Source organism: Pandoraea commovens (genome assembly GCF_902459615.1).
GTDB classification, from domain to species: Bacteria; Pseudomonadota; Gammaproteobacteria; order Burkholderiales; family Burkholderiaceae; genus Pandoraea; species Pandoraea commovens.
Map to the genome: position 1 here is coordinate 1 of NZ_CABPSA010000007.1, position 22,992 is coordinate 22,992.

At 62.2% G+C, this 22,992-nt stretch carries 29 protein-coding genes and 1 tRNA gene; 22 read left to right on the forward strand and 8 right to left on the reverse strand.

The annotated features are described in order from the left end of the window. Positions 1 to 235 precede the first annotated feature (235 nt). The 18 genes from PCO31010_RS18785 (at position 236) to PCO31010_RS18860 (ending at position 8,377) form a co-directional block, all read left to right on the forward strand. Positions 236 to 511: a hypothetical protein gene (locus tag PCO31010_RS18785; RefSeq protein ID WP_150665612.1), complete on the forward strand. Its 276-nt coding sequence runs from the start codon at positions 236 to 238 to the stop codon at positions 509 to 511. After that, positions 508 to 726, forward strand: coding sequence for a hypothetical protein (locus tag PCO31010_RS18790; RefSeq protein ID WP_150665613.1), 219 nt, complete (start codon positions 508 to 510; stop codon positions 724 to 726). Before PCO31010_RS18785 ends, PCO31010_RS18790 begins: the two co-directional genes overlap by 4 nt. After that, on the forward strand, positions 723 to 884 hold the full coding sequence (locus PCO31010_RS26670; protein WP_174984937.1) for a hypothetical protein: 162 nt from the start codon (positions 723 to 725) through the stop codon (positions 882 to 884). The genes PCO31010_RS18790 and PCO31010_RS26670 overlap by 4 nt, the downstream gene beginning before the upstream one ends. Before the next feature lie 2 nt (positions 885 to 886). Then, positions 887 to 1,780 carry a YqaJ viral recombinase family nuclease gene (locus PCO31010_RS18795; protein WP_150665614.1) on the forward strand — a complete coding sequence of 298 codons (894 nt, stop codon included), beginning with the start codon at positions 887 to 889 and terminating at the stop codon, positions 1,778 to 1,780. 6 nt (positions 1,781 to 1,786) lie between these two features. Beyond that, positions 1,787 to 2,803, forward strand: coding sequence for a recombination protein RecT (gene recT, locus PCO31010_RS18800; protein ID WP_150665615.1), 1,017 nt, complete (start codon positions 1,787 to 1,789; stop codon positions 2,801 to 2,803). 27 nt (positions 2,804 to 2,830) lie between these two features. Beyond that, a complete protein-coding gene (locus tag PCO31010_RS18805; RefSeq protein WP_150665616.1) occupies positions 2,831 to 3,130 on the forward strand; it encodes a hypothetical protein in 300 nt (99 codons plus the stop codon). Positions 3,131 to 3,160: 30 nt separating this feature from the next. Further along, positions 3,161 to 3,667: a hypothetical protein gene (locus PCO31010_RS18810; protein WP_150665617.1), complete on the forward strand. Its 507-nt coding sequence runs from the start codon at positions 3,161 to 3,163 to the stop codon at positions 3,665 to 3,667. A gap of 1 nt (position 3,668) precedes the next feature. Beyond that, positions 3,669 to 3,860 carry a hypothetical protein gene (locus PCO31010_RS18815; protein WP_150665618.1) on the forward strand — a complete coding sequence of 64 codons (192 nt, stop codon included), beginning with the start codon at positions 3,669 to 3,671 and terminating at the stop codon, positions 3,858 to 3,860. Continuing rightward, positions 3,857 to 4,303 carry a DUF551 domain-containing protein gene (locus PCO31010_RS18820; protein WP_150665619.1) on the forward strand — a complete coding sequence of 149 codons (447 nt, stop codon included), beginning with the start codon at positions 3,857 to 3,859 and terminating at the stop codon, positions 4,301 to 4,303. Before PCO31010_RS18815 ends, PCO31010_RS18820 begins: the two co-directional genes overlap by 4 nt. Then, positions 4,281 to 4,535 carry a hypothetical protein gene (locus PCO31010_RS18825; protein ID WP_150665620.1) on the forward strand — a complete coding sequence of 85 codons (255 nt, stop codon included), beginning with the start codon at positions 4,281 to 4,283 and terminating at the stop codon, positions 4,533 to 4,535. The genes PCO31010_RS18820 and PCO31010_RS18825 overlap by 23 nt, the downstream gene beginning before the upstream one ends. Further along, positions 4,528 to 4,737: a hypothetical protein gene (locus PCO31010_RS18830; protein WP_150665621.1), complete on the forward strand. Its 210-nt coding sequence runs from the start codon at positions 4,528 to 4,530 to the stop codon at positions 4,735 to 4,737. Before PCO31010_RS18825 ends, PCO31010_RS18830 begins: the two co-directional genes overlap by 8 nt. A 4-nt stretch (positions 4,738 to 4,741) precedes the next feature. Further along, a complete protein-coding gene (locus tag PCO31010_RS18835; RefSeq protein ID WP_150665622.1) occupies positions 4,742 to 6,073 on the forward strand; it encodes a hypothetical protein in 1,332 nt (443 codons plus the stop codon). A gap of 5 nt (positions 6,074 to 6,078) precedes the next feature. Next, the gene (locus tag PCO31010_RS18840) at positions 6,079 to 6,414 is read left to right on the forward strand and encodes a hypothetical protein (RefSeq protein WP_150665623.1); all 336 of its coding nucleotides are present in this window, start codon (positions 6,079 to 6,081) and stop codon (positions 6,412 to 6,414) included. Beyond that, positions 6,411 to 6,659, forward strand: coding sequence for a hypothetical protein (locus PCO31010_RS18845; RefSeq protein WP_150665624.1), 249 nt, complete (start codon positions 6,411 to 6,413; stop codon positions 6,657 to 6,659). The genes PCO31010_RS18840 and PCO31010_RS18845 overlap by 4 nt, the downstream gene beginning before the upstream one ends. Continuing rightward, positions 6,656 to 6,832, forward strand: coding sequence for a DUF7167 family protein (locus PCO31010_RS26675; RefSeq protein WP_174984940.1), 177 nt, complete (start codon positions 6,656 to 6,658; stop codon positions 6,830 to 6,832). Before PCO31010_RS18845 ends, PCO31010_RS26675 begins: the two co-directional genes overlap by 4 nt. Then, the gene (locus tag PCO31010_RS18850; RefSeq protein WP_150665625.1) at positions 6,829 to 7,686 is read left to right on the forward strand and encodes an adenine nucleotide alpha hydrolase family protein; all 858 of its coding nucleotides are present in this window, start codon (positions 6,829 to 6,831) and stop codon (positions 7,684 to 7,686) included. The genes PCO31010_RS26675 and PCO31010_RS18850 overlap by 4 nt, the downstream gene beginning before the upstream one ends. A 45-nt stretch (positions 7,687 to 7,731) precedes the next feature. Then, a complete protein-coding gene (locus PCO31010_RS18855) occupies positions 7,732 to 8,076 on the forward strand; it encodes a hypothetical protein (protein ID WP_150665626.1) in 345 nt (114 codons plus the stop codon). Between the two features lie 70 nt (positions 8,077 to 8,146). After that, the gene (locus PCO31010_RS18860; RefSeq protein ID WP_150665627.1) at positions 8,147 to 8,377 is read left to right on the forward strand and encodes a helix-turn-helix transcriptional regulator; all 231 of its coding nucleotides are present in this window, start codon (positions 8,147 to 8,149) and stop codon (positions 8,375 to 8,377) included. On the opposite strand, the gene PCO31010_RS18865 is transcribed toward PCO31010_RS18860, so the two are convergent. The 8 genes from PCO31010_RS18865 to fdnG form a co-directional block, all read right to left on the reverse strand. Continuing rightward, positions 8,355 to 9,590, reverse strand: coding sequence for a tyrosine-type recombinase/integrase (locus tag PCO31010_RS18865; RefSeq protein ID WP_150665628.1), 1,236 nt, complete (start codon positions 9,588 to 9,590; stop codon positions 8,355 to 8,357). The genes PCO31010_RS18860 and PCO31010_RS18865 overlap by 23 nt on opposite strands. A gap of 149 nt (positions 9,591 to 9,739) precedes the next feature. After that, positions 9,740 to 9,835 (reverse strand) — tRNA-Sec (locus tag PCO31010_RS18870). Between the two features lie 94 nt (positions 9,836 to 9,929). Then, complete coding sequence (gene selB / locus PCO31010_RS18875) at positions 9,930 to 11,840, reverse strand: selenocysteine-specific translation elongation factor (protein WP_150665629.1); 1,911 nt, start codon at positions 11,838 to 11,840, stop codon at positions 9,930 to 9,932. Beyond that, entirely contained in the window at positions 11,837 to 13,294 is a 1,458-nt protein-coding gene (gene selA, locus PCO31010_RS18880) for an L-seryl-tRNA(Sec) selenium transferase (protein ID WP_246184681.1), read from the reverse strand. Before selA ends, selB begins: the two co-directional genes overlap by 4 nt. After that, positions 13,294 to 14,316 (reverse strand): formate dehydrogenase accessory protein FdhE, encoded by a 1,023-nt coding sequence (gene fdhE / locus PCO31010_RS18885; RefSeq protein WP_281357762.1) that lies wholly within the window; start codon positions 14,314 to 14,316, stop codon positions 13,294 to 13,296. The genes selA and fdhE overlap by 1 nt, the downstream gene beginning before the upstream one ends. A 54-nt stretch (positions 14,317 to 14,370) precedes the next feature. Then, positions 14,371 to 15,021 carry a formate dehydrogenase subunit gamma gene (locus PCO31010_RS18890; RefSeq protein ID WP_150665631.1) on the reverse strand — a complete coding sequence of 217 codons (651 nt, stop codon included), beginning with the start codon at positions 15,019 to 15,021 and terminating at the stop codon, positions 14,371 to 14,373. A gap of 2 nt (positions 15,022 to 15,023) precedes the next feature. Then, the gene (fdxH, locus tag PCO31010_RS18895) at positions 15,024 to 15,974 is read right to left on the reverse strand and encodes a formate dehydrogenase subunit beta (protein ID WP_150665632.1); all 951 of its coding nucleotides are present in this window, start codon (positions 15,972 to 15,974) and stop codon (positions 15,024 to 15,026) included. 9 nt (positions 15,975 to 15,983) lie between these two features. Then, a complete protein-coding gene (gene fdnG / locus PCO31010_RS18900) occupies positions 15,984 to 19,052 on the reverse strand; it encodes a formate dehydrogenase-N subunit alpha (protein WP_150665633.1) in 3,069 nt (1,022 codons plus the stop codon). A 216-nt stretch (positions 19,053 to 19,268) separates the two neighbouring features. Between fdnG and PCO31010_RS18905 the strand changes: the two genes are divergently transcribed. From PCO31010_RS18905 to PCO31010_RS18920, 4 genes are read left to right on the forward strand one after another with little or no spacing between them, the layout of a single operon-like run. Beyond that, on the forward strand, positions 19,269 to 19,928 hold the full coding sequence (locus PCO31010_RS18905) for a paraquat-inducible protein A (RefSeq protein WP_246184682.1): 660 nt from the start codon (positions 19,269 to 19,271) through the stop codon (positions 19,926 to 19,928). Continuing rightward, positions 19,925 to 20,569 (forward strand): paraquat-inducible protein A, encoded by a 645-nt coding sequence (locus PCO31010_RS18910; protein WP_046291353.1) that lies wholly within the window; start codon positions 19,925 to 19,927, stop codon positions 20,567 to 20,569. Before PCO31010_RS18905 ends, PCO31010_RS18910 begins: the two co-directional genes overlap by 4 nt. Continuing rightward, on the forward strand, positions 20,562 to 22,226 hold the full coding sequence (locus PCO31010_RS18915) for a PqiB family protein (protein ID WP_150665634.1): 1,665 nt from the start codon (positions 20,562 to 20,564) through the stop codon (positions 22,224 to 22,226). The genes PCO31010_RS18910 and PCO31010_RS18915 overlap by 8 nt, the downstream gene beginning before the upstream one ends. Next, positions 22,223 to 22,942, forward strand: coding sequence for a PqiC family protein (locus tag PCO31010_RS18920; protein WP_150665635.1), 720 nt, complete (start codon positions 22,223 to 22,225; stop codon positions 22,940 to 22,942). Before PCO31010_RS18915 ends, PCO31010_RS18920 begins: the two co-directional genes overlap by 4 nt. Positions 22,943 to 22,992: the final 50 nt, after the last annotated feature.

Here is a 22,992-nt window from a genome sequence, read left to right on the forward strand (position 1 = left end):
GAGGGCCGCTGCGAGGGACGCTGCGAGGGCCGCTGCGTGGGCCGCTGCGAGGGACGCTGCGAGGGCCGCTGCGAGGGACGCTGCGAGGGCCGCTGCGGGGGCCGCTGCGGGGGACGCTGCGGGGGACGCTGCGAGGGACGCTGCGTGGGCCGCTCTTGAACCCACCGTAAAAACCTTACAGGTCAGCACGCACGAATTGTTCGCGCGCATGATCGCCGCGAAGTGAGGTGCCGAGATGAACGCACCCCTACCCTGCATCGTCACGCGCGACCTTGGCGCGTACATGCATCAGCAGGACGCCGCCGAGGCGCTGGCGAAGGCACGTGAATACGGCGCTGAGCGTGCCGACCCGCAGAACGCCCTGAAGCGTCTCGAAGACGACAACTACCCGGCCTATCTCGAACTGCTGGACGCGCTGATCAAGCAGGACACGAAGCGCGCGGGCGAGATCATGCAGGCCGCGTTCGAGGCTGAGGTGAACGTGTTTGCTGAGGGCGAGGTGCTGGCATGAGCGAGATCAACAACGGCGGTCCGGCGTTTCCGAGCCACGGGACGATGGGCGAAGTGACACACGAAGGCATGACCCTGCGCGACTACTTCGCGGCGAAGGCTATGGCAGCAATCATCGCTCAGCCCGAAGGCGGACTCGATTACGAGGAAGACACCGTTGCCGCCGCCGCCTTCGAAATGGCCGACGCCATGCTCCGCGCGCGAGGTGCCGCATGAACCTCCTTCGCCGCCTCGACCGCTTCGCCACGCGCCGCCCGTACGTCTCGTCTTGGCTCGGCGTCGTGATCTTCCTCTTGTTGCTCGGCATCGTCGGCCACTTCGACGCCGAGGATGAATTGCGCGCCGCGCAGCCCGTCGTTTTCCGGAGCATCTGACCATGAATGCACCTCTGATCGCGGTCCCGGACCGTACGAAGTTCATCGGCGGTAGCGACGTCGCAGCCATTCTCGGCGTCAGCCCGTGGCGCAATGTCGTCGATCTCTGGATGGACAAGATCACGCCGCGCCGCGAGGACGGTCACAACGCGGCTGCCAAGCGTCGCGGTTCGCGCTTGGAACCGTACATCCTCGACATGATCCGCGAGGAGCACGGCCTGAATATCGTGGCTGCCAACGAGCGCTACATCGATGCCGAACTGCCGTTCCTAGCGGCGGAGATCGATGCGGAATACGCCGACGGCGAAGCGCGCGAAAACATCGAGATCAAGACCGTTCACCCGTTCAAGTCGAAGGAATGGGGCGAGCATGAAACCGACGAGTTGCCGCTGCACTACGTTGCCCAGGTGCAGCACGGCCTCGGCGTGACCGGCCGCAATACCTGCCGCGTATTCGCATTGATTGGCGACGACCTGAAGCCGTACGTCGTGCAGCGCGACGATGAACTGATCCGCGTGATGCGCGAACGTGCCGCCGAGTTCTGGACGAAATACGTCGTCCCCAAGGTGCAGCCGCCCATCGATTACGAGGCAAAGAACGTCCTCGACACCATCAAACGCCTCTATCCGGGCAGCGACGGCACCGTGATCGACGCCACGGCCATGCATGAGCACTGGCGCGCTGTATTCGAGACGGCCAAGCGTATGCAGGCCCATTACGAGGCGTTGCAGGACGGCGCACGCGCACACCTGCTCGCAGAGATGGGCAAAGCCGCAGCCATTCGATTCGACGACGGTCATGCGTTCATCCGCAAGGAGATCAGCAAGAAGGCCTACAGCGTCGACTATCCAGCCTCGAAGTACATCGATTTCCGCCTCGGCAAATTCAAGGAGTAATCCAGCATGAGCACCAACGCCCTTAAGGCAAAGGTCACGGGGACTGCCGTGGCCGACGAGAAGAAGAACCCCGTCGACAACGTTGCACACATGCTCGCCAGCCCGAGCATGCAGGCACAGATCAAGGCCGCATTGCCGCGTCACATGACCCCCGAACGCCTCGCGCGCATCGTCACGACTGAGATTCGCAAGGTGCCGAAGCTGGCTGAATGCACCCCGGTGTCGTTCTTCGGCGCCGTGATCCAGTGCGCGCAGCTTGGCCTTGAGCCTGGTAACGCACTCGGCCACGCCTACATCCTTCCATACGACCGCAACGTGAAGGATGGCAACAACTGGAAGAAGGTAAAGGAAGCGCAACTGATCATCGGCTATCGCGGCATGATCGATCTCGCGCGTCGCTCGGGCCAGATCGTCAGTATCGACGCGCGTGCCGTGTACGAGGGTGACAAGTTCGACTGTCGACTCGGGCTGGATGCTCACATCGAACACGTCCCGGACTGGAACAACCCGAACCGCGCCAACGCCGAGAAGCTGACGTTCGTCTACGCCGTGGCCAAGCTCAAGGATGGCGGCATCCAGTTCGACGTGATGAGCCGCGCCGAGGTGGAAGGCATCCGAGCGCGCAGTAAGGCCAAGGACAAAGGCCCGTGGGTCGACGATTTCGCTGCGATGGCACTCAAGACGGTCGTGCGTCGCCTGTTCAAGTTCCTGCCTGTGAGCATCGAATTGCAGACGGCAGTGTCGCTCGACGAGCGCGCCGACGCTGGGCTGCCGCAAGACAACGGAGCCGTGATCGACGGCCAGTTCTCCGTGGTCGACGAGGAATACGGCGACGAACCGGGCACGCAGGACGCACCGCAACTCGAAGGCCCGAGCATCACCACCCTCATGAACCAGATGCTGTCCGCCAGCACCGGCGACGAGATCGACATGATCCTCGACAGCGGTCGCGACCTCAACGCAGAAGACGCTCAGGCACTGCGTGAAGCCGCTGCCGAGCGCCGCGACGTCATCAGCCAGTAACCAGCCCACCACTCGGAGATTTCAAACATGGCAACGAAGCAACCCGCACTCATCACCCGTTTCAAGGCAGCGCAGACCCGTATCACCGAACTGGAATCGAAACTCACGGCAGAGACGAAGCGTGCAGACGACGCCGAGCGCATGAAGAAGCATTACAGCGATCTTCATGACGAGAAGGAAACGCAGATCGAACAGCTGCACGGGCTTCTCGACGGCATGACCGGAGCGCTTCCGCGAGAAGGCGAAGGCGAGAACAGTTGGGACAAGAAAAAGTACGCGCCGATGACGCGGTTGGCCGCGTGGCTCGCATCGCGCATCGCAGCTTAACCGCCTGACCACCTCCCGGAGATACCCACCATGTTCGAACTCGAAGCCCAGCAAGCCAAGCTCACCAGCGTGAACCCGCGCGCCGAACTCCACGGCGAGGACAAGAAACCGGCCGTCGATCTGAAGTTCGAGGTCGCGGCAGATAACGGCGTGCTGGCGAACTTCGCGGCTGATCTGCGCGGCGTGCTCTACACGCGTCCGGACGCACAGGATGATCTCGTCGATCCCGACCGCCTGTCGAAGCTCAAGTATCCGAAGATGTCGCCCTTCAAGTGGGAATTGGAGGGCGTCGGCTACACGGCCGAGATCGACTATGGCCTCGGCGGCGACAGCAACATCGTGCTCGAAGAACTGAAGGTCGACGGCTTCCGCATCCAGCCGATGGAAGGCGGCACGGTGATCGTGTCCTTCCGTTGCATCGCGCACCCGGAGGAAGACGACATGGGCAAGCTCTGCGGCCTGATTCAGCGCGATGTCACGTTGACGCTGACAGCCCCGCCGCCGACTAGCGTTCACGACCTGCTTCGGGACGCCTGACATGCGCCTGCCGACCACAACCGAAATGGTCAAGTCGCTGGAGCAAATCTCCGGCGACCTCACCGACCAAGAGCGCGCGGCCCTCGCGCCGATCAGCGCCGTCATGCACAGCGGCCAAGTCACGCGCCTCGACAGCGAGCAGGTCGAAGCGCTCGACGCGATGTACTCGGCCTACTTCGGGAGCACGGTATGAACAGCCTTCTGCAACTCTGGTACGAAGTGTGCGAGCGCGCCCCCGCAAGCCTGATCGATGGCAAAAAGTACCTGAACATTATCGCCGCTGACGTGATGCTGCTCGGTGTGGAGATCGAGCGTGCGTGCCTGCCCCCTGCACCTAAGTCTGTCGTGGAGACGTTGGAAAGTGGCTGGCATCCGATTGAGACCGCTCCAAGGGATGGAACAGACCTTTTGCTAACAAACCGAGCGGTGATTTCGGTTGGACATTGGCTGCACCAGGATGCATACATTCGAGAGCACCGAGACTTCGACGGGCGCTGGATTGGTCAAGACGAAAGCGATGGATTCGATGATTGGATCGATTGGTCGGGTGGGATGAACCCAAAACCGACCCATTGGATGCCCCTCCCCGCCGCTCCGATTGACGAGGTCACCCATGCTGAAGCTCGCCAAGACTGATCGAATCGTTACTGCCTATGCCGAACCGGCACATGGCCCCGGATGGGCGAATTCACCGGTATGGCTGATCGTTCGAGACGGCAACGGGAATCTGCGACAAGAGTGCTTGCAACGGTCAGAGTTGAGCGCGGATATGCATACCCTCTATCGTGTTTCGGCAGCGGCGCACATCGAAATGACATCGGCGGCAGAGCGCCATATCAAGATCCGAAAGGAGAAAAAGAATGCCTGACAACAAGACCGTGACGCCGCTTACGAAGGACGAATGGATCAAGCGTGCGTCGGAAAAACTGGAAAGACTTATCCCGGGATGGGACCCCGCGGCGTTGGCCGAATACGTCGACGTTCTGTATGAGGGCTTTGTGACTGATAGCACCGGTTACGAAAGCGACCCGGAAGGCGCCGTAGTCGAAGACCTCTCAAACTGGGACTGATGCCATGACGAACAACAAGACCGTGACGTTTGATGCGAGCCAGTGGCAGCCGATTGAGACGGCGCCACGCGGGGCAAAGGGTGTCTGTTGGATGCTCCTTGCATGGGGGCCGGAGGACGATCAGACGACCGGCAATGGCATGCGGATCGGAGACCGGTATTTCGCTGCCGGATCATTCTTCTGCATCGGAGGCGACAAACCGTTTGAATTTAGGGAAATCGAAGTCTCGCCGACTCACTGGATGCCATTGCCTGCCGCCCCCGCCGCCACCCCCACGCCAGCCGCACAGAGCGCAGGGCAAGAGCTTCGCGAGTACGGGAATTGTTTTCTGTCCAATGAGGATATCGACAAGATCGCGGAGACGATGCCGGGCGGCTTAAATGGGTTCCTCAAGGGGTGGGGCTGGAGGAACTTCGCGCGAGCGGTCGAGGGAGAACTGCAAGCCCGCTACGCCTCGCACGTGAATGGCGGCGAGCGCAATGCATTGCACGTCAAGGTGCGCGAGCAGGCCGACAAGATTGCAGAACTGCAAGCGTTGCTCGACACCGCGCACGTCGGCGACATGTTCGCTGCAGATGCGCAGCAGGTGGGCGCGAACATACGCGGGGAAGTGGCGTATCAATTGCATACGCGAAATCGCTGGCTTGACATGCCGACGATGCGAGCGATTGTTGATTCAGCGTTTGACGCCGCTATAGCCAAAAACGCCCTCACTTCTCCCGTGAAGGTGGGCGGGGATGAGCGAGAATTGCCTGTGCTGCCGCATCCCACTGTTTTCTCAGGATTGACACTGACAAACGAGTCGGTACCGCGCGCCTACACAGCTAGTCAGATGGTCGACTATGCTCGCGCCGCGATGCTGGAGACGGTGAAAACCAGTTTCCAGCAAGTCAGTGACGATCACATCCTTACCATAGCCAAAAAATGCGCGTTGATTCGCAGTTATACAACAGACGAATGCATTAACGACATTATCAGCTTCGCGCGAGCGGTCATCAGTGACAAAGCGGTGCAAGAGGCACACCTCAGCGCCGCGCTGTCGGCGGATGGCGGGGAGGAATCACCGAGCCTCACGAACCCGTTGACGCCTTACGGAATGCTGGTGCGCGCACTGCGAATCACGACAGCCACGACGCTGATGGATATGGCGCGATATCGCAACGTGTCACCGTCCCTCCTGTCCGGGATGGAATTCGGGCGCAAGCCTGTGACGATTGACGATGCTATCGCCGCATCCGAATTTTTCTCGGAACACGGCGTGGCAGGCACGCTCGGCGCGCTGACGGTCGCACTCCAAGCCGCCATTGCCGCCAATCAGGCGCAAAAGGGGGAGTGATGCCGATGTGTTCGTATTTTGGCGATTACGAAGCCACTCGTCCGACCGGCGATGCAGCGCTAGACGAATTGCTTGCGGAGGTTCGCAAAGTCACAGGTAAGGACTGGCGTATATGGTGGAAAGAATACGAAATTAGGAAGCCGCTGCGCCGTCCGATCAAGGCTCGCTGCTACTCCCTGATCGTAGAAACGCGTGCACCTGAATTCCAGTACATCAACTTCTATCGAGACAACAGCGATTGGACGATCAACGGCAGCGTCTCGAAAGAATTGATCTACGCGTATCTCTATGGCCTTCTTACCGGTGTCGACAGCGCCAATCAAGCGAAGGGGGATGCGTGACCGAATTCCAATTGCGGTGCGCTCGCAAACTGGACGCGAAGAAGAGTTTCGGTGCCATCTCTACGGCGACGCTCGCCTACCTGCTCGACAGCAACAACGTTGCCATCGTGTCGGCCATGCGCTCACTGGAACGTCAGGGACTAGCAGGCAGCACGCGGTCGGATAAGAGCCGTTGGGCGTCTCTGTGCTGGTTTCTGACGAAGGAAGGTATCGCAGCCTCTCAGGCAGCGGAGGAGCGGAAATGAAAATCGAAGTATGGATCAGGACGAACAAGATCGGCTCGAATTGCGATGCGTCTTTTGAAATTGACGACGCCGAGTGGGAGTCCATGACTGAGGAAGAGCGCGAAGATATGTGCAAAGACGCTGCGTTCAGCTATCTGGAATGGGGCTGGGAAGCGGAGGAGCGGAAATCGTGAGCGATCTTACGTCATACCGTCTCGCAGGCCCGGCGCAGATCTGCTTTAGCGGCGGCCGCACAAGCGGATACATGCTGCATCAAATCCTGCTGGCGAACGGCAGCATCCCAGACGACTGCCATGTGGTCTTCCAGAACACCGGGAAGGAACGCGAGGAAACGCTTGCGTTCATCAACGCGTGCTCCATCCACTGGCACGTGCCGATTCGGTGGATTGAGTGGGACGGATTCGAGAATGGAAGCCGTTCGCGTTGTCTTTGGCGTGAGGTGAACTTCGAGACGGCCAGCCGCAAAGGCGAGCCATTCGAACGCATGATCGACGCCCTTGGCATCCTGCCAAACCCTGTCGCGCGCACTTGCACCGCGAATCTGAAGGTGAAGACCGGGAAAGCGTTCATGAAGTCCCTTGGGTATGACGAGTGGGACAACGTGATGGGAATTCGTGCCGACGAACCTCGACGCGTGGCTCGACTACGCGCCCCCGGTCGCGACAACAACGGAGGCATACCGAATTTGCCGCTTGCGAACTCACGGATTACCAAGCCTGCTGTGCTCGAATTCTGGAAGCACCAGCCATTCGATCTTGAGCTTGACCCTCAAGGTGATCTCGGAAACTGCGATCTCTGTTTCCTGAAGGCGCGTCACAAGATCGTGTATGCACTCACCCAAGAGCCTGGACGAGTGGTCTGGTGGGCAGCACAAGAAAGCCGTCCTGCCGGAGCGACGTTTCGCAACGACCGCCCTCGATACACTGAGTTGGGTCGGGAGGCAGAGTTTTTTACCAAGCAAATTCCGTTCGACTTCCAAGAAGTGGACGGCGACGAAGCGCTTATCGACTGCATGTGCGGGGACTGACATGAGACAGAACGAGATCATTCTGGGCGACTGCCGGGAGGCTCTATGAGCGACGATGATCGTATCGGACTCGGCGTCATTGATACCAATGTGACCCTTCTTCCAGTTAAGCCTCGCATCGACCTAGGCAAGGATCGTGTCCTGAAATCGGTTCACCTCGGCAGGTGCTGGCATAAGCGTTTCATCGTAGATGAGCAACTTGCAGAAGTGGAGTGCGCCGACTGCCACGAAAAGCTCAACCCCATGTGGGTACTTCAGCAACTGAGCATTCAGGAAAACCGGTTCCACGAACTGCATGCTCGGTATCACGACGAACTCAAGCGACTAGGCGAGCGCAGTCGGACGAAGTGCCAGCACTGCGGCGAGATGACACGGATCAGCAATAAATGACCACCCACCCGGCCACGGCCGAAGCACTGAAAGAGATTCTGCGGGTTACATCCCGCGCATGGGAGATACGATGAAAGCACTGAGCGTGAAGCAGGTCGCGGAAAAGCTGTCGCTCGGACAGTCGACCATTTATCGCATGGTGGCGAACGGTGAATTCCCAGAGCCGTTCGTGATCTACGGCAATCGCAAGGCGTGGATGGAGGAAGACGTGGATGCATGGCTAGCGAAGAAAGCCGGGCGACCGCCCGCGCAACAGCCGCCCGTGTCGCAGTTCGATACTACGCAGCTGTGCCTTGCATGAACGGAATGACCTGCGCCGTCGCCCCTGCACAATAAGCCGCCCAGTCGTCCATCATCGGGCGACGGCGGTCGAGCATGTCACGACGGCGGTATGCCGCTACGGTCGACGACGAGATAGTGTGCGCCAAAGCCTGCTCAGCCAGCGAATCGGGGTAGTCGGTGCAGTCAGCCACCCAGTCCCGAAAGGTGGAGCGAAAGCCATGCACGGTGATATCCCGGCGCTCCATCATCTTCAGCACCTTCAGCATTGACATGTTCGACAGGGGCTGCCCTTCCTTGATACCTGGAAACAGATAACCATCTGGCTTGGCCTTTGCCAATGCATCCTGCACCAACTCCACAGCCCGATCAGACAACGGCACGCGCAGCGTCACACCGCACTTCATGCGCTCGCCGGGTATCTCCCAGACCTTCGCCACCATGTCGAACTCGCAGGGACGTGCAAACCGAACCTCATTTGTACGAACTGCCGTAAGAATCAGCAGATGAAGCGCGCGCGCCGCTCGACGTGGACGAGTCTCCAATTCACGTACGAATGCCGGGATTTCTTCCCACGGCAGCGCCGGATGGTGTTTGACCTGCTGGCGCTTGTTCGTGCGGGGCAAGACTCGATCCAGATGGTCGGAGAAGCGCGCTGGGTTGTCGGCAGCACGATTGCCGCGTACGGCTTCCGCGTCGAGCACCGCCTTGATACGCCCGCGCACGCGCTGCGCAGTCTCAGTCTTCTTCGTCCAGATGGGTTGCAGGATACGCAGCACCGCCGAGGTGTCGACATCGCGCACGTCCATGTCACCGATGATCGGATAGGCGTAGGTCACGAGCGTGTTCGTCCATTGTTGCGCGTGTTTGGCGTTCTTCCAAGTTCCGCTGCGGTCCTGAATGAACTCCGTGGCCGCCTCGCGGAACGTCCGGCGCTTCGCACCAGTGACGACATGAACGGCGTGCAACTCTCTGGCGACGATGGGATCGATACGGTTCTTGGCTTGGGCCCGGCACTCGGCCGCGATCTTTCGGGCTGACGCGAGCGATACGACGGCTAGCGCACCAAGCCCCATTTCACGGGTACGTCCACCGATGGTGAATTTGAAGATCCACGACCGCGAGCCGCTCGCCGAAATTTGCAGATACAGGCCGCCGCCGTCGGCATAATATCCGGGCTTCACCTCTTTCGAGATACCGATTGCGGTCAGCCTATTGAGTTGGCGCGATGCCATGAACTACCCCCTTTCCTACCCATATTTGATGGTTGGATTCTGTGGGTAGAGGCGAGAACGCGCAAGAGGATTGACACCCCCAAATCGCCCGTCAGGCGGTCTGTTTCAGATGCTTTTTGGAATTTGTGAGAATTGCTGAGAGTCTTTTGTGGCGGAAAGCAGCCGGAGTCGAACCGACCTGGGAGCGTCTGACGCCCCCAACCGGGTTTGAAGCCCGGCCGCATCACCGGATACGGATGCCTTCCTTCAGACGAAGCAATTTCACTTGCTCGATGATGAGGTGGACGTCCACGCACCGCGCGAAATCGTCACCTTTGATGCCGCGACCGGCGAACCTTGTTACGCCGCGCCCCACTCCACCCCAGGACGCCGCACATGCCGGTCACCAACGCGGCGAGTATATCCCGCACGGTCGAAGAACTCCAGAATCTGAATCGCACGCTTGCGCCCCAGACCCGTCGCATCCCGAAACGCCCCGGCCTCGACCCGGCCATCGCCCTCCGCGACAATGCCCGCGAGCGTCTGCACACACGCATCGTCGTAGAACAGGTCCTTCACGATCTGATGCACCCGCCCCTGGCGCGCCAGCTTGCGCAACACGGCACGCACACGCTCCTCAGGCACATTCAGGTCGCGCCCCATGTCGCGCACCCACGGCGGATCGAAACGGCCTTGCGCCACCTTCGGCAACAACGCCTCAGCCAACGCCGTCTCCTCGGCCGTCATTTCGACGCGATGGGTCGGCAGATGCCACCATGCCCCCGTGCGCGCCACCGCGCCCTCGCTGAGCAGCGCCTGCACGACGATGCGCCAGCGAGCCGCGTCCAGCGATGGCCACGTCATGCGCCCAAGCCGCGCCGCATCGAGCCCCGGCTCGTCGGGCACGCGTGCGTGATAGTCGCCAAGCGAGGCCACCACACGGGCACGCATCGCCTCCCATGCTTGCGGCGAGAAGGCCAGCGATTCCCCCTCACCACCCGACAGGACAACGGCGCCCAATGGCCACGACCATTGCGACGCAGGCAAACCGGTGATCGCAACGACCTGTTGACTCGTCAGCCCGAACGGCGCCTGCGTCAGCAACGCATCCAAGCCGTTGCCATCGAGGTACTGCGCTACGGCATCCAGCCACGCCAGACGTCCCGCCGAACGACGCTTGCGCTCGGGCGCCGCCGGATCGAGCACACGTCCGCCGCCAACAGTCGCAGTCGCCTGCGGATTGCGCACGATGAAGCGATCGCCCGGCATCGTGCACACCGGCGTATCGAAGACCAGTTGCACACGCATCGACGCACCGGGCGCGAGCGTGTCGCCCCCCAGCAGTACGGTGCGTGCCTGCACATGCGTCGTGCCTAAATGCACGTGCAGCGGAAACCATTGCGTGAGCGGCGCGCTGCCGTCCAGCCAATGCATGTCGACGTCCACATGCGTGGAGGGCGACGACAACCCCGACGCGACGATCCAGTCGCCACGGTTAAGCTGATCACGCTCGATACCCGCGAGATTCAGCGCACATCGTTCGCCCGCCCTGCCCGCCTCTACCGGCCGGTTCTGCGCATGGATGCTGCGCACACGCACCGGCAAGCCCTGCGGCATGACCGTGAGGGTGTCGCCCACGCGCACCGTGCCAGCGAACGCGGTGCCCGTCACGACCGTGCCGTGCCCCGCCAAAGTAAAGACGCGGTCGACGGCCAGACGGAACAACGCATCGTCGCGACGCGTCGCATTGCCCGACGCACGCAACGCGCTGGCCGCCTGCGTCAGATGCTCACGCAGCGTCGCCACACCGGCGTCGCCCGGCGTCGTCGCCGATACCGGCACAACGTCGGCCTGCGCGAGCGGCGTATTCGCAAGCCACTGCGAGATCTCTTGCGTCACGGCGTCCAGACGCGAAGCATCCACACGATCGGCCTTCGACAACGCGACCACGCCGCGCTTCACACCGAGCATCGTCAGAATCGCCAGATGCTCGCGCGTTTGCGGCATGATGCCGTCGTCGGCGGCTATGACCAGCAGCGCGAAATCGATGCCGACCGCCCCTGCCGCCATCGTATGAATCAGTTTTTCGTGCCCGGGAACGTCGATGAAGCCCAGCACTTCGCCATCCGGCAACGGCGTGTACGCATATCCCAGTTCGATGGAAATGCCGCGCGCCTTCTCTTCCTTGAGACGATCGGTATCGACACCGGTCAGTGCACGAACGAGGCTCGTCTTGCCGTGGTCGATGTGACCCGCGGTGCCGACGATCATGCGCGCAACTCCTCAAACTGACGCGAAAGACGCATTTCGTCATGCGCTTCGAGACAGCGCAGATCGAGCCAGAGTGTCTGATCGGCAATGCGCCCGATCACCGGATACGGCAGACCTCGCAGCGCCGTTTCGAGCGCCGCGAGCGCACGGCCACTGCCGCGTTTGCCGCCGCCTGCCGGGGCAATCGCCAGCCCATAGCTCGGCAACTGCTCGACCGGCAAGGCACCGCTGCCGATCTGACTGACCATCGGCGCGGCGCTCACGGTGTAGGCGTCGCCCAGCGACTTGGCCAGCACCGGCATCAGCCGTTCCGCCTGCGCGGCCATCTCGGCGCGCGTGCGCGTGAGCAGGCGCAACGTCGTCAGCCGCTCCGGCAGATGGTCCGGATCGCGATACAGACGCAGCACCGGCTCCAGCGCCGCAAGCGTCAGCTTGCCAACGCGAAGCGCGCGTTTCAACGGATGCTTTTTGATCTTCGCGATGAGGTCCTTCCGGCCCACAATCATGCCCGCCTGCGGCCCGCCGAGCAGCTTGTCGCCGGAGAACGTGACGAGATCGGCACCGGCCGAAATCGTCTCCTGCACGGTCGTCTCATGCGGCAGTCCCCAGCGCTCCAGCGGCGTGAGCGTGCCGCTGCCGAGATCGACGGCCACCGGCACACCATGCGGCTTCGCGATCTCCACGACTTCCGACACGTCGACGCTCTTGGTAAAGCCCGTCACCTCGTAGTTACTGCAATGCACCTTCATCAGCAGCGCCGTCTTCTCGCCGATGGCGTTGCGATAGTCGGCCGCATGCGTGCGGTTCGTCGTGCCGATCTCGACGAGCTTCGCCCCCGCATGCGTCATGATGTCGGGGATGCGAAACGCCCCGCCGATTTCCACCAGTTCGCCGCGCGAGACCACCACCTCGCGACGCTTCGCCAGCGTCGCCAGCATCAGCAGCACGGCCGCTGCGTTGTTATTGACGACCGTCGCCGCTTCGCCGCCGGTCAGTTCGCAGAGCAACGGGGAGATGAGGTCGTCGCGGTCGCCACGCCCGCCCGTCGCCAGATCGAATTCGAGATTGGCCGGTGTCGTGAGTGCTTGTACAACCGATTCGATGGCCGCCTCGGGCAGCAACGCGCGCCCGAGATTCGTATGCAGCACCGTACCTGTCAGATTGAAGACGGGACGCAGCGTCGCGCGATTGCGTTCGGTCAATCCCGCCTTGATGCGCTCGCCGAATGCTGACGGACTCAACGCGTCGTGCGAGAGCGTGCCCGCGAGCGCTGCTGCACGACACTCGTCGAGATCGCGACGCAACGCCGCCGTCACCTGAGTGCGCCCAAAGTCGGCCAACGCCGCATGCAATTCGGACATCCCCAACAGCCGGTCGAGCGACGGCAGATCCGCCGCACGCGCGCGCAGGCTCCCCTGGTCGGCCACCGGCATCGCCCCGCTTGCGTCTTTCATCAGGCTTCCTCGGCGTTTTGCCAGAGCAACGGATTGCCGTTGGCGCGCGCGTATCCCGCCTCCCCCATCAGCACGTCGAGCGCCACGCTCGCGAGATCGTCGGCGACCGGCTCCACGAACGGATCCTTGTCCTGATAGAAGATCTTGCGGTAGCTATGGCAGTCGTCGCACGACTCGGCCCGGATCGGAGACGATGCAACGCGCTTGCCCGCTTCGTCGAGTTTGGGTCGTCCGTCCTTGCCCTTGAGAAGGCCACCGTCGGCTGCCGCCACGTCTTCGCCCGAAGCGGCGGCATCGCCCGCCGTGTCGACGACGTGATACGCCACATGCTCGCTCGCCTCGCAGTGCGTGCACTTCACCCGCACCATGTGCCATTCGGTCGAACACAGACCGCAGGCCAGATAGCGATAGCCCTCGTGCGCGCCGCCAATGCGAACCACGCTCGCCACTGGCAACGTGCCGCACACCGGGCACACGTTGGGCACGTCGAGCATCGGCACCTCACCTGAATCGAACGTGCTGGCCACGCCCGTCCAGAGCACTTGCAGCGCCGCCATCAGGAACGGCGCGCTCGCCGCATCGACCCCCTTGCCATGACCGGCGAGCAGCGCCTGCGCGCCCGCTTCGAGCGACGCCGGGTCGGTTGCACGCACGCGATCGATCACCGCCTTCACTGCCGGGGACACCCCGGGCTGCGACGCCACTGCGTCGAGCAGCGGCGTGAGCAGCGGCTGCCAGCGACCGGCATCGTAGCCACCGGTCGCGGGGACGAGCGGCATGCAGTGCTGCTGTGCCTGTTCAATCGATTCGGGGGACGGACGCTCGGCCTGAAAATTGTCGAGCACGCGTTGCTGCGCGTCGACCAGTGCGGCCATCAGTCGCAGGTAATCGCCCAGCGGATGGCCGTCGGCCAGTTGGCGCAGACGTGCCGCACGAGCCGAAAAGACTTCGGCCCGTTGCGGCATGCGCAGACGGGGGATAGAGGTGCGATCGAGGGACTCGATCTGCCCGGGTTCGAGAATGCGTTGCAAGGTGGCCGGCCTCGTAAGAGCGTCCGGCCACCAGCAGGGCCGGACTTATTTGTTGAGCTGCTTGTACCAGGCGCGATGATGTTTCCACGCCCAGCCGCGGGTGACGGTACCGCGCGTCATGGCTTGCACGGAACCCTTGATCCAGATCGCCGCGTAGATGTGCGTAATGATGCCGCAAATCAACACGAATGCACACACCGCGTGTACGTCGGAGGCGAGACGGATCACCCAGATCGGGAAGTAGAACGCGAAGTACGCGCGCCAGATCACGATGCCCGAGAGCAACAGTCCGATCATGCACAACACCATCACATAGAACAGCAGCTTCTGCCCGGCGTTGTAACGCCCGACTTCCGGCAGATTCTCTTCGCGATTGTTGAGCACGTCGCCGATGTTTTTCATCCACTCGGTGTCCCGCTGTTCGAACTTGTTGTAGCGCGCAAGCCGCATGGCGAGCCACACAAAAGCCACGAACATCACCAGACCGACGAACGGATGCAGAATCCGCGTCCACGGCCCGCCGCCGAACAGATTGGTGAGCCAGAACATCGACGGGTGGAACAACGCCAGCCCGGACAGCGCGAGCAAAATGAACGTGCCCGCGACGATCCAGTGGTTGATGCGTTCCGCCGCGTTGTAACGCTCGATCAGTTCGTCCTTGCCGTGCTTGTGATCACTACTCGAATCAATCGACATGGTCAGACCTCCTCGTGCGTGACAACACCCTTCTGGCCGTCGGGACCGCCTCCCTTGCGGGATGCATCGTACCGGCGGGCTTCCTCTTCATCTTCCTCGGTGGTTTCGTTCGGACCGGTCTTGATGTAGTGGAAGAAACCGGCAATCGCCGTGAGCGCCATCGCAGCCACGCCCAGCGGTTTGGCAATACCCTTCCAGAACGTCACCATCGGACTGATGCGCGGGTTGTCCGGCAGACCGTGGTACAGCGACGGCTTGTCGGCATGATGCAGCACATACATCACATGCGTGCCACCCACGCCCGCCGGATCGTACAGCCCGGCGTTGTCGAAGCCCCGCGACTTCAGATCTTCGATACGCTCGGCCGCCTGATCCTTCATGGCGTCCTTGGTGCCGAACATGATCGCCCCGGTCGGGCACGTCTTCACGCAGGCCGGCTCCAGCCCGACTGACACGCGATCGGAACAAAGCGTGCACTTGTACGCCTTGTGATCCTTCTGCGAGATACGCGGGATGTTGAACGGGCACCCGGTAATGCAGTACCCGCAGCCGATACAGGCCTCTTCGTGGAAGTCGACGATGCCGTTCGCGTATTGCACGATCGCGCCCGGCGACGGGCAAGCCTTCAGACAGCCCGGGTCCTCGCAATGCATGCAGCCATCCTTGCGGATAAGCCATTCGAGGTCGCCCTTCGGGTTCTCGTACTCGGTGAAACGCATGAGGGTCCACGAGTCCGCCGTCAGATCGGCCGGGTTGTCGTACACGCCGACGTTGGTCCCGACCTCGTCGCGCAGGTCGTTCCACTCCATGCACGCCGTCTGGCAGGCCTTGCACCCGATGCACTTCGAGACGTCGATGAGTTTGGCGACGTCGCCCGTGTGCGCTTCACGCACCGAGGGCGACGGCAAGGTCGTTGCCGAGCGCCGTTTGATATCCAGTGATTGCAATGCCATGGCGCCTCCTTAGGCCTTCTCGACCTTCACGAGGAACGACTTCACCTCGGGTGTCTGCGAATTCGCATCGCCCACAATCGGCGTCAGCGTATTCGCGAGGAACCCGGGCTTGGTCAACCCCTTGAAGCCCCAGTGAATCGGAATCCCCACATGGTGAACCGTCTTACCGTCGATCTTCAGCGCACGCAGGCGCTTCGTAACGACTGCCTTGGCCTTGATGTAGCCCCGGTTGGACGACACCTTGACCATGTCGCCCGCGACGACCCCGACTTCCTTCGCAAGCGCCTCGCCGATTTCGACGAACTGCTCGGGCTGGATGATCGAGTTCAGCAACGCGTGCTTGGTCCAGTAGTGGAAATGCTCGGTCAGGCGATAAGTCGTTGCCACATGCGGGAAGTGCTCGGCCGTCCCCATCGTCGCCAGATCGTCCGGGAACACGCGGGCACCCGGGTTTCGCGTGGCCTTCGGTTGCTTCGGATGGAACGGGTTGTAGCCCAGCGGCGTCTCGAACGGCTCGTAATGCTCCGGGAACGGGCCCTCTGCCATGGCCCCCTTGGCAAAGAAACGCGCCACGCCTTCGGGGTTCATGATGAACGGACTCATGCCACCGGCCGGATCCTCGTCGACCTTGAAGTCAGGCACGTCGGCACCGGTCCACGCTTTGCCGTTCCAATAGACCAGCTTGCGCTTCGGGTTGAACGGCTTGCCCGCGAGGTCGGACGACGCACGGTTGTACAAAATGCGACGGTTCGCCGGCCACGCCCACGCCCAGTTCAGCGTCTGACCGATGCCGGTCGGGTCGCTGTTGTCGCGTCGCGCCATCTGGTTGCCCGCCTGCGTCCAGGCGCCGGCGAAGATCCAGCAACCCGACGAAGTGCTGCCATCGTCCTTGAGTTCGGCAAACCCGGACAACTGCTCGCCAGCGCGGCGCGTGACCTTGGTCGGATCCTTCGGATCGACGATGTCCTTGAGCGCCCGGCCGTTGTACTCCTTGGCGAGTTCTTCGGGCGACGGGCTCTCCGGCTGGGCGTACGGCCATGACAGATTAACGATCGGGTCGGGGTACTTGCCGCCCTCCGTCTTGTACATCTCGCGAAGGCGCAGGAACAGCGCCGACATGATTTCGATGTCGGTACGCGCCTCGCCCGGCGGCTCGCCGCCCTTCCAGTGCCATTGCAGCCAGCGTCCGGAGTTGACCAGTGCGCCGTCTTCTTCGGCGAAGCAGGTCGTCGGCAAACGGAACACTTCCGTCTGAATCTTGCTGGAGTCGACGTCGTTGTGCTCGCCGAAATTCCGCCAGAACTCCGACGTCTCCGTCGCGAGCGGGTCCATGATGACGAGGAACTTGAGCTGGGCGAGCGCCTTGTCCCACTTGACCTTGGCCGGGGTCGCCGCGATGGGGTTGAAACCCTGCGCGATGTAGCCGGTCATCTTGCCCTTGCTCATCAGCTCCTGCACTTGCAGCATGTCGTACGGCTTGTCGAGCTTGGGCAGATAGTCGTAGCCCCAGTTGTTCTCGGCCGTGGCGGCATCGCCCCACCATGCCTTCATCAGGCTCACGTAGAACTTCGGGTAGTTCTGCCAGTAGCTGAGCTGGTTCGGACGCAGCGGCTTTTGCGTGCGCGCCGTCAGATATTGCTCGACGGTCTGCTCCGCCTGCTTGGGCAGCGACATATAGCCCGGCAGCAGATCGGTCATCAGCCCCAGATCGGTCAGTCCCTGAATGTTCGAGTGACCGCGCAGCGCGTTCATGCCGCCGCCCACCGCCCCGATATTGCCCAGCAGCAACTGCACCATGGCACCGGTACGAATGATCTGCGAGCCGATCGAGTGCTGCGTCCAGCCGAGCGCATACAGGATCGTCATGGTGCGCGTCGGGGTGGAACACTCGGCGATCTGCTTGTAGATGTACTCGACCTTATCCGCCGGTGTGCCGCACACGCGCTCGACCATATCGATGGTGTAACGCGAGTAGTGCTGCTTCATCAGCTGGAACACCGTACGCGGATGTTGCAGCGTCGGGTCGGTGAGGACGTAACCGTCCGCGCCCTTCTGGTAATCCCAGGAGGACTTGTCGTAGGTATGCTTCTCGTCGTTGTAGCCCGAGTAGATACCGTCTTCGAACGAGAACTCGTCTTTCACCAGGAAGGTGAAGTCGGTGTAGTTCTTGACGTACTCGTGCTGGATCTTGTCGTTCGTGAGCAGGTAATTGATCAACCCGCCGAGGAACGCAATGTCCGTGCCGGTACGGATCGGGGCGTAATAGTCCGCGACCGATGCCGAACGGTTAAAGCGCGGGTCGACGACGATCAGGCGCGCCTTGTTGTGCGCCTTCGCCTCGGTCACCCATTTGAAACCGCACGGGTGTGCCTCGGCTGCGTTGCCGCCCATGATGAGTACCAGATCCGCGTTCTTGATGTCGACCCAATGGTTCGTCATCGCTCCACGGCCAAACGTCGGGGCAAGACCTGCCACCGTCGGGCCGTGTCAAACACGTGCCTGGTTATCGAATCCCAGCATCCCGGTACTGCGGATGACTTTGTGCGTGATGTACCCGACTTCGTTGCTCGACGCCGAAGCGGCCAGCATGCCGGTGGTGAGCCAACGGTTGACCGTGAGGCCGTCGTCCGTCTTTTCGACGAAGTTGGCATCGCGGTCGGCCTTCATCAGCTTGGCGATGCGATCGAGCGCGTCGTCCCACGAAATACGTTCCCACTTGTCGGACCCCGGCTTACGGTACTCCGGATGCGTGAGACGGTTCGGGCTGTGGATGAAGTCGATGAGGCTGGCGCCCTTCGGGCACAACGTGCCGCGATTGACCGGGTGGTCGGGGTCGCCTTCGATGTGAAAGATGCTCTTCTTCGCATTCTTCGCACCGTCGCCGTAGCTGTACATGAGCAACCCGCAGGCCACGGAACAGTACGGACAGGTATTACGGGTCTCGGTCGCTCGCGCGAGCTTAAACTGACGGACCTCCGCCAGCGCCGCGTCGGGCGCGAACCCGAGCATTGCCAGGCTGGACCCTGCCAGCGTTGCGCCACTCACTTTGAGGAACTGGCGCCTGGACATATTAAGCATGGGGGAATTCTCCTCAAATTTTGGGTAACTTTGCGGGAGTGTGTTGAGTATAGAGCAAACAAGTAATGATTTCCGTGACTTAGCACAAACCATGCCGCATATTGCGTTGAGCGCCATTGCGGCTGATTACATGGGAACTTCCTTGACATTTTGGTATTCTGAGCGTCACTTTGGTCACCGTCCCCGGTAATGGACACATTGCCCCCTGAAGATGACGTGACGAACCTGATCGCATGTCCGAATTGCGACACGCTCCACCGTCGCATGGACCTGCCGCCGCGCGAGACCGCTCGCTGCGTGCGTTGCCACTCGGTTCTTTACCGCTCCCCCGACCTGCGCCTGTCGCGCGTGCTCGCGCTCAGTCTGACGTGCGTGATCGTGTTCGCCATCGCCAACGCGTTCCCCATCGTCGAGATCGAGGTGCAGGGCATTTATACCGAGACGACGCTCGTGGGTGCCGCCTGGGCGTTGTATCGCGAGGGCATGTGGCTCGTCGCGCTGCTCGTGTTCGCCACGACTGTATTGTTTCCCCTGTCGCAACTGCTCGCGCTGATCCATTTGGTTGCACCGCTTTCGATCGGCCGACGGCCCTATGCGGTCTTCCAGGTAATGCGCGCCATCGAGTTCTGCCGCCCCTGGGGCATGATCGAAGTGTTCATGCTCGGGGTACTGGTTTCGCTGGTCAAACTCTCGGCCATGGCGAGCGTGTTGCCGGGCATTGCGCTGTGGGCGTTCGGCGCGCTGACGATGTTGCTCGCGCTGGTGCTGTCGTACGATCTGCGCAATCTGTGGATCGTGATCGACCGCACGCCGGACCCGGCGGTGGAAGCGCTGAAGGCGCAGAAGGCCAGCGAATCCCGGACGGTGACGCGATGAAATATCTCTCGGCCAAAGCGGCGGGACTGGTCGCCTGCCACGTCTGCGGGCGTCTGTCGCGCGAAGTGCAAACCGTCGAAAAGGAGCGTTGCCCGCGATGCGGCGCGGTGCTTCATCAGCGCAAAGTCGACAGCCTCACGCGCACCTGGGCCTTGCTGATCGCGGCGGCGATCCTGTACATTCCCGCCAACGTCCTGCCCATGATGCAGACGCGCTCGCTGCTAGGTAACTCCAGCGACACGATCATGAGCGGCGTGATCTATTTCTGGACGAGTGGCGAGTACGATCTGGCCATCGTCGTCTTCACAGCGAGCATTCTCGTCCCGATGCTCAAGCTCATTGCCTTATCGCTGCTGTGCTTTACCGCGCAGCGCGGCACCCGCTGGAAACCGCACCAACGCACCAAGCTGTATCACATGGTCGAGTTCATTGGACGCTGGTCCATGCTCGACGTCTTCGTCGTCGCGCTGATGGTGGCGCTCGTGAACATTCAGTCGCTGGCCGTGATTCAGGCCGGTCCGGGCATCGTGGCTTTCGGCTCCGTGGTCGTGCTCACGATGGTGGCCTCCATGCAGTTCGACCCTCGCCTGATCTGGGATCAGATCCGCGACGACGATACCGAACAGGACGATCATGACTGACCCGAAAGACTCGCAAGACCCGAAAGCCGTGCCACCGCCCGGGGCGGGCAATCTGCCGACGCCGGCCATCGAACCGCGCAAGCGTTGGGCGCCCTCGCTCGTCTGGCTGATTCCGCTGGTCGCCGCCGTGATCGGGCTGTCGCTGGTGGCCAAGGTGCTCATTGAGCGCGGTCCGAGCGTGACCATCGACTTCAAGACGGCCGAGGGACTCGAAGCGGGCAAGACCAAGGTCAAGTACAAGGAAGTCGATATCGGCACGGTCAAGAGCATCGAACTGTCGGAAGACCTCTCGCATGTGCGTGTCACCGTCGACCTCACCAAGAACGCGAAGAACTTCGCCGTGAAGGATTCGCGCTGGTGGGTCGTGCGCCCGCGTGTGGCGGGTGGCAGCGTCTCCGGCTTGTCGACGCTGCTCTCCGGGGCCTACATCGGTGCAGACGCCGGCAAGGCCAAGGACTCCGCGAACCACTTTGTCGGACTGGAAGTGCCGCCGGTCGTCTCAAGCGGCCAGCCGGGCAAGCAGTTCGTGCTGCACGCGAGCGATATCGGCTCGCTCGACATCGGCTCGCCGATTTACTACCGCCGCATTCAGGTCGGTCAGGTCGAAGCGTTCGCGCTCGATTCGGACGGCAAGGGCGTGACGCTGCGCGTGTTCGTGCAGGCCCCCTATGACCAGTACGTGGGGTCCAATACGCGCTTCTGGCACGCCAGCGGCATCGATCTGCGACTCGATTCGAGCGGCTTCCAGGTCAATACGCAGTCGCTCGCGTCGGTCGTCATCGGCGGCATCGCCTTCCAGGCCCCGAGCGACTCGGGCGCTGGCGTCATGGCCAAGGCCGGGCAGGAATTCCGTCTGGCCCCCGACGAAGCCACCGCCATGAAGGCCCCCGACACGCACCCGGTGCGGGTGGTGTTCCGCTTCCAGCAGTCGCTGCGCGGGCTGGTTGTCGGTGCACCGGTCGACTTCCGGGGTATCACGCTGGGTGAAGTGACGTCGATCGGCGTGGAGTTCGATCAGGCCACAAAGCAGATCAACATGCCGGTGACGGTCGACGTCTATCCGGATCGTCTGCGCCGTCGCGATCCGAAGAACAGCGTGCCGCCGACGGAACTGAACAGTCACCGGATTCTCGACGCCCTCGTGCAGCGCGGCCTGCGCGGCCAGCTGCGCACCGGCAATCTGCTGACCGGCCAGCTGTACGTGGCGCTCGACTTCTTCCCGAACGCGAAGCCCGCCAAGGCCGAGATGGTCGACGACGTGCTGACCATGCCGACGGTGCCCAATACGCTCGACCAGTTGCAGCTTCAGATCGCCGACATTGCCAGCAAGCTCGACAAGATTCCGTTCGACAGCATCGGCCAGAATCTGGACTCGACGCTGCGCAAGCTCGACAAGACGATGGATAGCGCACAAGGGCTGTTCCGTCAGCTCGACGGCGAGATCGCGCCGGAAGCCAAGGCCACGCTGGGCGAAGCGAAGAAGAGCTTCGGCGCGGCCGAGCGCACGCTCTCCGAAGACGCGCCTGTGCAGCAGGACGTCCGTCAGGCCATGCAGGAACTGACGAAGACGCTGCGCTCCCTTAACACCCTCGCCGACTACTTGCAGCAACATCCCGAAGCGTTGCTGCGCGGCAAACCGAAGGACCCGCAACCATGACGAGGCCGACCGACATGACCCGTAGCCCGCGCCTGCGTGCAACGCCGATGGACGGCGACATCTCTGCCCTGCCCGCGATAGCCGGGAAAGCAGGACTCGCCGCTGTGGCAGCCCTCGTGCTGGCGCTTACCGGCTGTGCCTCGCCGTCGTCCACGTTCTATACGCTGACGGATGCGGGTGCCGGGACAGGTAGCGCCGCCGCGAACGCCAACGCCACTACCGGCGCGGCAGCTCCGGCAACACCGTACGCTTTGGAAGTGTCGCCCGTGGCCGTGCCCGAACAGGTCGACCGGCCGCAGATCGTCGTCACCCGTGGTGGCGGACGCGTCGATATTCTCGAGGAATCCCGCTGGGCTGCCCCACTCAAGACCGAGCTGACGTCGACGATCTCTCGCGATCTGACACAGCGTCTGGGCGCGATGGACGTCTATGGCTTGCCCCGTGCCGACGGGCTTGCGGTCTATCGCGTGTCGACGTCGGTCCAGCGGTTCGAATCGACGCCGGGCGAACAAGCGGCGCTCACGGCCGTCTGGAGCGTGCGAAAAGTACCGGGCGATATCGTGCTGACGTGCCGCTTCTCGGGGACGGAGCCCGCCGCGTCGGGTATCGCAGACGTTGTTGCGGCGCAGCGCAAGCTCGTCGACCGTCTTGCGGACGGCATCGGCAACGCCATCGCCACCAGCGCACAGGGTGCAACGCCCCGCTGCCAGAACTAGGAAGCCGTTGTGAAATCGGTAGCCGTTCTGCGTCTGCGCGGCGGCTGCCA

Bases quoted from the DNA above. Each gene is read 5' to 3' on its own strand.
- PCO31010_RS18785 (WP_150665612.1), top strand. From the start codon at position 236: ATGAACGCACCCCTACCCTGCATCGTCACGCGCGACCTTGGCGCGTAC.
- PCO31010_RS18790 (WP_150665613.1), top strand. From the start codon at position 508: ATGAGCGAGATCAACAACGGCGGTCCGGCGTTTCCGAGCCACGGGACG.
- PCO31010_RS26670 (WP_174984937.1), top strand. From the start codon at position 723: ATGAACCTCCTTCGCCGCCTCGACCGCTTCGCCACGCGCCGCCCGTAC.
- PCO31010_RS18795 (WP_150665614.1), top strand. From the start codon at position 887: ATGAATGCACCTCTGATCGCGGTCCCGGACCGTACGAAGTTCATCGGC.
- recT (WP_150665615.1), top strand. From the start codon at position 1,787: ATGAGCACCAACGCCCTTAAGGCAAAGGTCACGGGGACTGCCGTGGCC.
- PCO31010_RS18805 (WP_150665616.1), top strand. From the start codon at position 2,831: ATGGCAACGAAGCAACCCGCACTCATCACCCGTTTCAAGGCAGCGCAG.
- PCO31010_RS18810 (WP_150665617.1), top strand. From the start codon at position 3,161: ATGTTCGAACTCGAAGCCCAGCAAGCCAAGCTCACCAGCGTGAACCCG.
- PCO31010_RS18815 (WP_150665618.1), top strand. From the start codon at position 3,669: ATGCGCCTGCCGACCACAACCGAAATGGTCAAGTCGCTGGAGCAAATC.
- PCO31010_RS18820 (WP_150665619.1), top strand. From the start codon at position 3,857: ATGAACAGCCTTCTGCAACTCTGGTACGAAGTGTGCGAGCGCGCCCCC.
- PCO31010_RS18825 (WP_150665620.1), top strand. From the start codon at position 4,281: ATGCTGAAGCTCGCCAAGACTGATCGAATCGTTACTGCCTATGCCGAA.
- PCO31010_RS18830 (WP_150665621.1), top strand. From the start codon at position 4,528: ATGCCTGACAACAAGACCGTGACGCCGCTTACGAAGGACGAATGGATC.
- PCO31010_RS18835 (WP_150665622.1), top strand. From the start codon at position 4,742: ATGACGAACAACAAGACCGTGACGTTTGATGCGAGCCAGTGGCAGCCG.
- PCO31010_RS18840 (WP_150665623.1), top strand. From the start codon at position 6,079: ATGTGTTCGTATTTTGGCGATTACGAAGCCACTCGTCCGACCGGCGAT.
- PCO31010_RS26675 (WP_174984940.1), top strand. From the start codon at position 6,656: ATGAAAATCGAAGTATGGATCAGGACGAACAAGATCGGCTCGAATTGC.
- PCO31010_RS18855 (WP_150665626.1), top strand. From the start codon at position 7,732: ATGAGCGACGATGATCGTATCGGACTCGGCGTCATTGATACCAATGTG.
- PCO31010_RS18860 (WP_150665627.1), top strand. From the start codon at position 8,147: ATGAAAGCACTGAGCGTGAAGCAGGTCGCGGAAAAGCTGTCGCTCGGA.
- PCO31010_RS18865 (WP_150665628.1), bottom strand. From the start codon at position 9,590: ATGGCATCGCGCCAACTCAATAGGCTGACCGCAATCGGTATCTCGAAA.
- selB (WP_150665629.1), bottom strand. From the start codon at position 11,840: ATGATCGTCGGCACCGCGGGTCACATCGACCACGGCAAGACGAGCCTC.
- selA (WP_246184681.1), bottom strand. From the start codon at position 13,294: ATGAAAGACGCAAGCGGGGCGATGCCGGTGGCCGACCAGGGGAGCCTG.
- PCO31010_RS18890 (WP_150665631.1), bottom strand. From the start codon at position 15,021: ATGTCGATTGATTCGAGTAGTGATCACAAGCACGGCAAGGACGAACTG.
- fdxH (WP_150665632.1), bottom strand. From the start codon at position 15,974: ATGGCATTGCAATCACTGGATATCAAACGGCGCTCGGCAACGACCTTG.
- PCO31010_RS18910 (WP_046291353.1), top strand. From the start codon at position 19,925: ATGAAATATCTCTCGGCCAAAGCGGCGGGACTGGTCGCCTGCCACGTC.
- PCO31010_RS18915 (WP_150665634.1), top strand. From the start codon at position 20,562: ATGACTGACCCGAAAGACTCGCAAGACCCGAAAGCCGTGCCACCGCCC.
- PCO31010_RS18920 (WP_150665635.1), top strand. From the start codon at position 22,223: ATGACGAGGCCGACCGACATGACCCGTAGCCCGCGCCTGCGTGCAACG.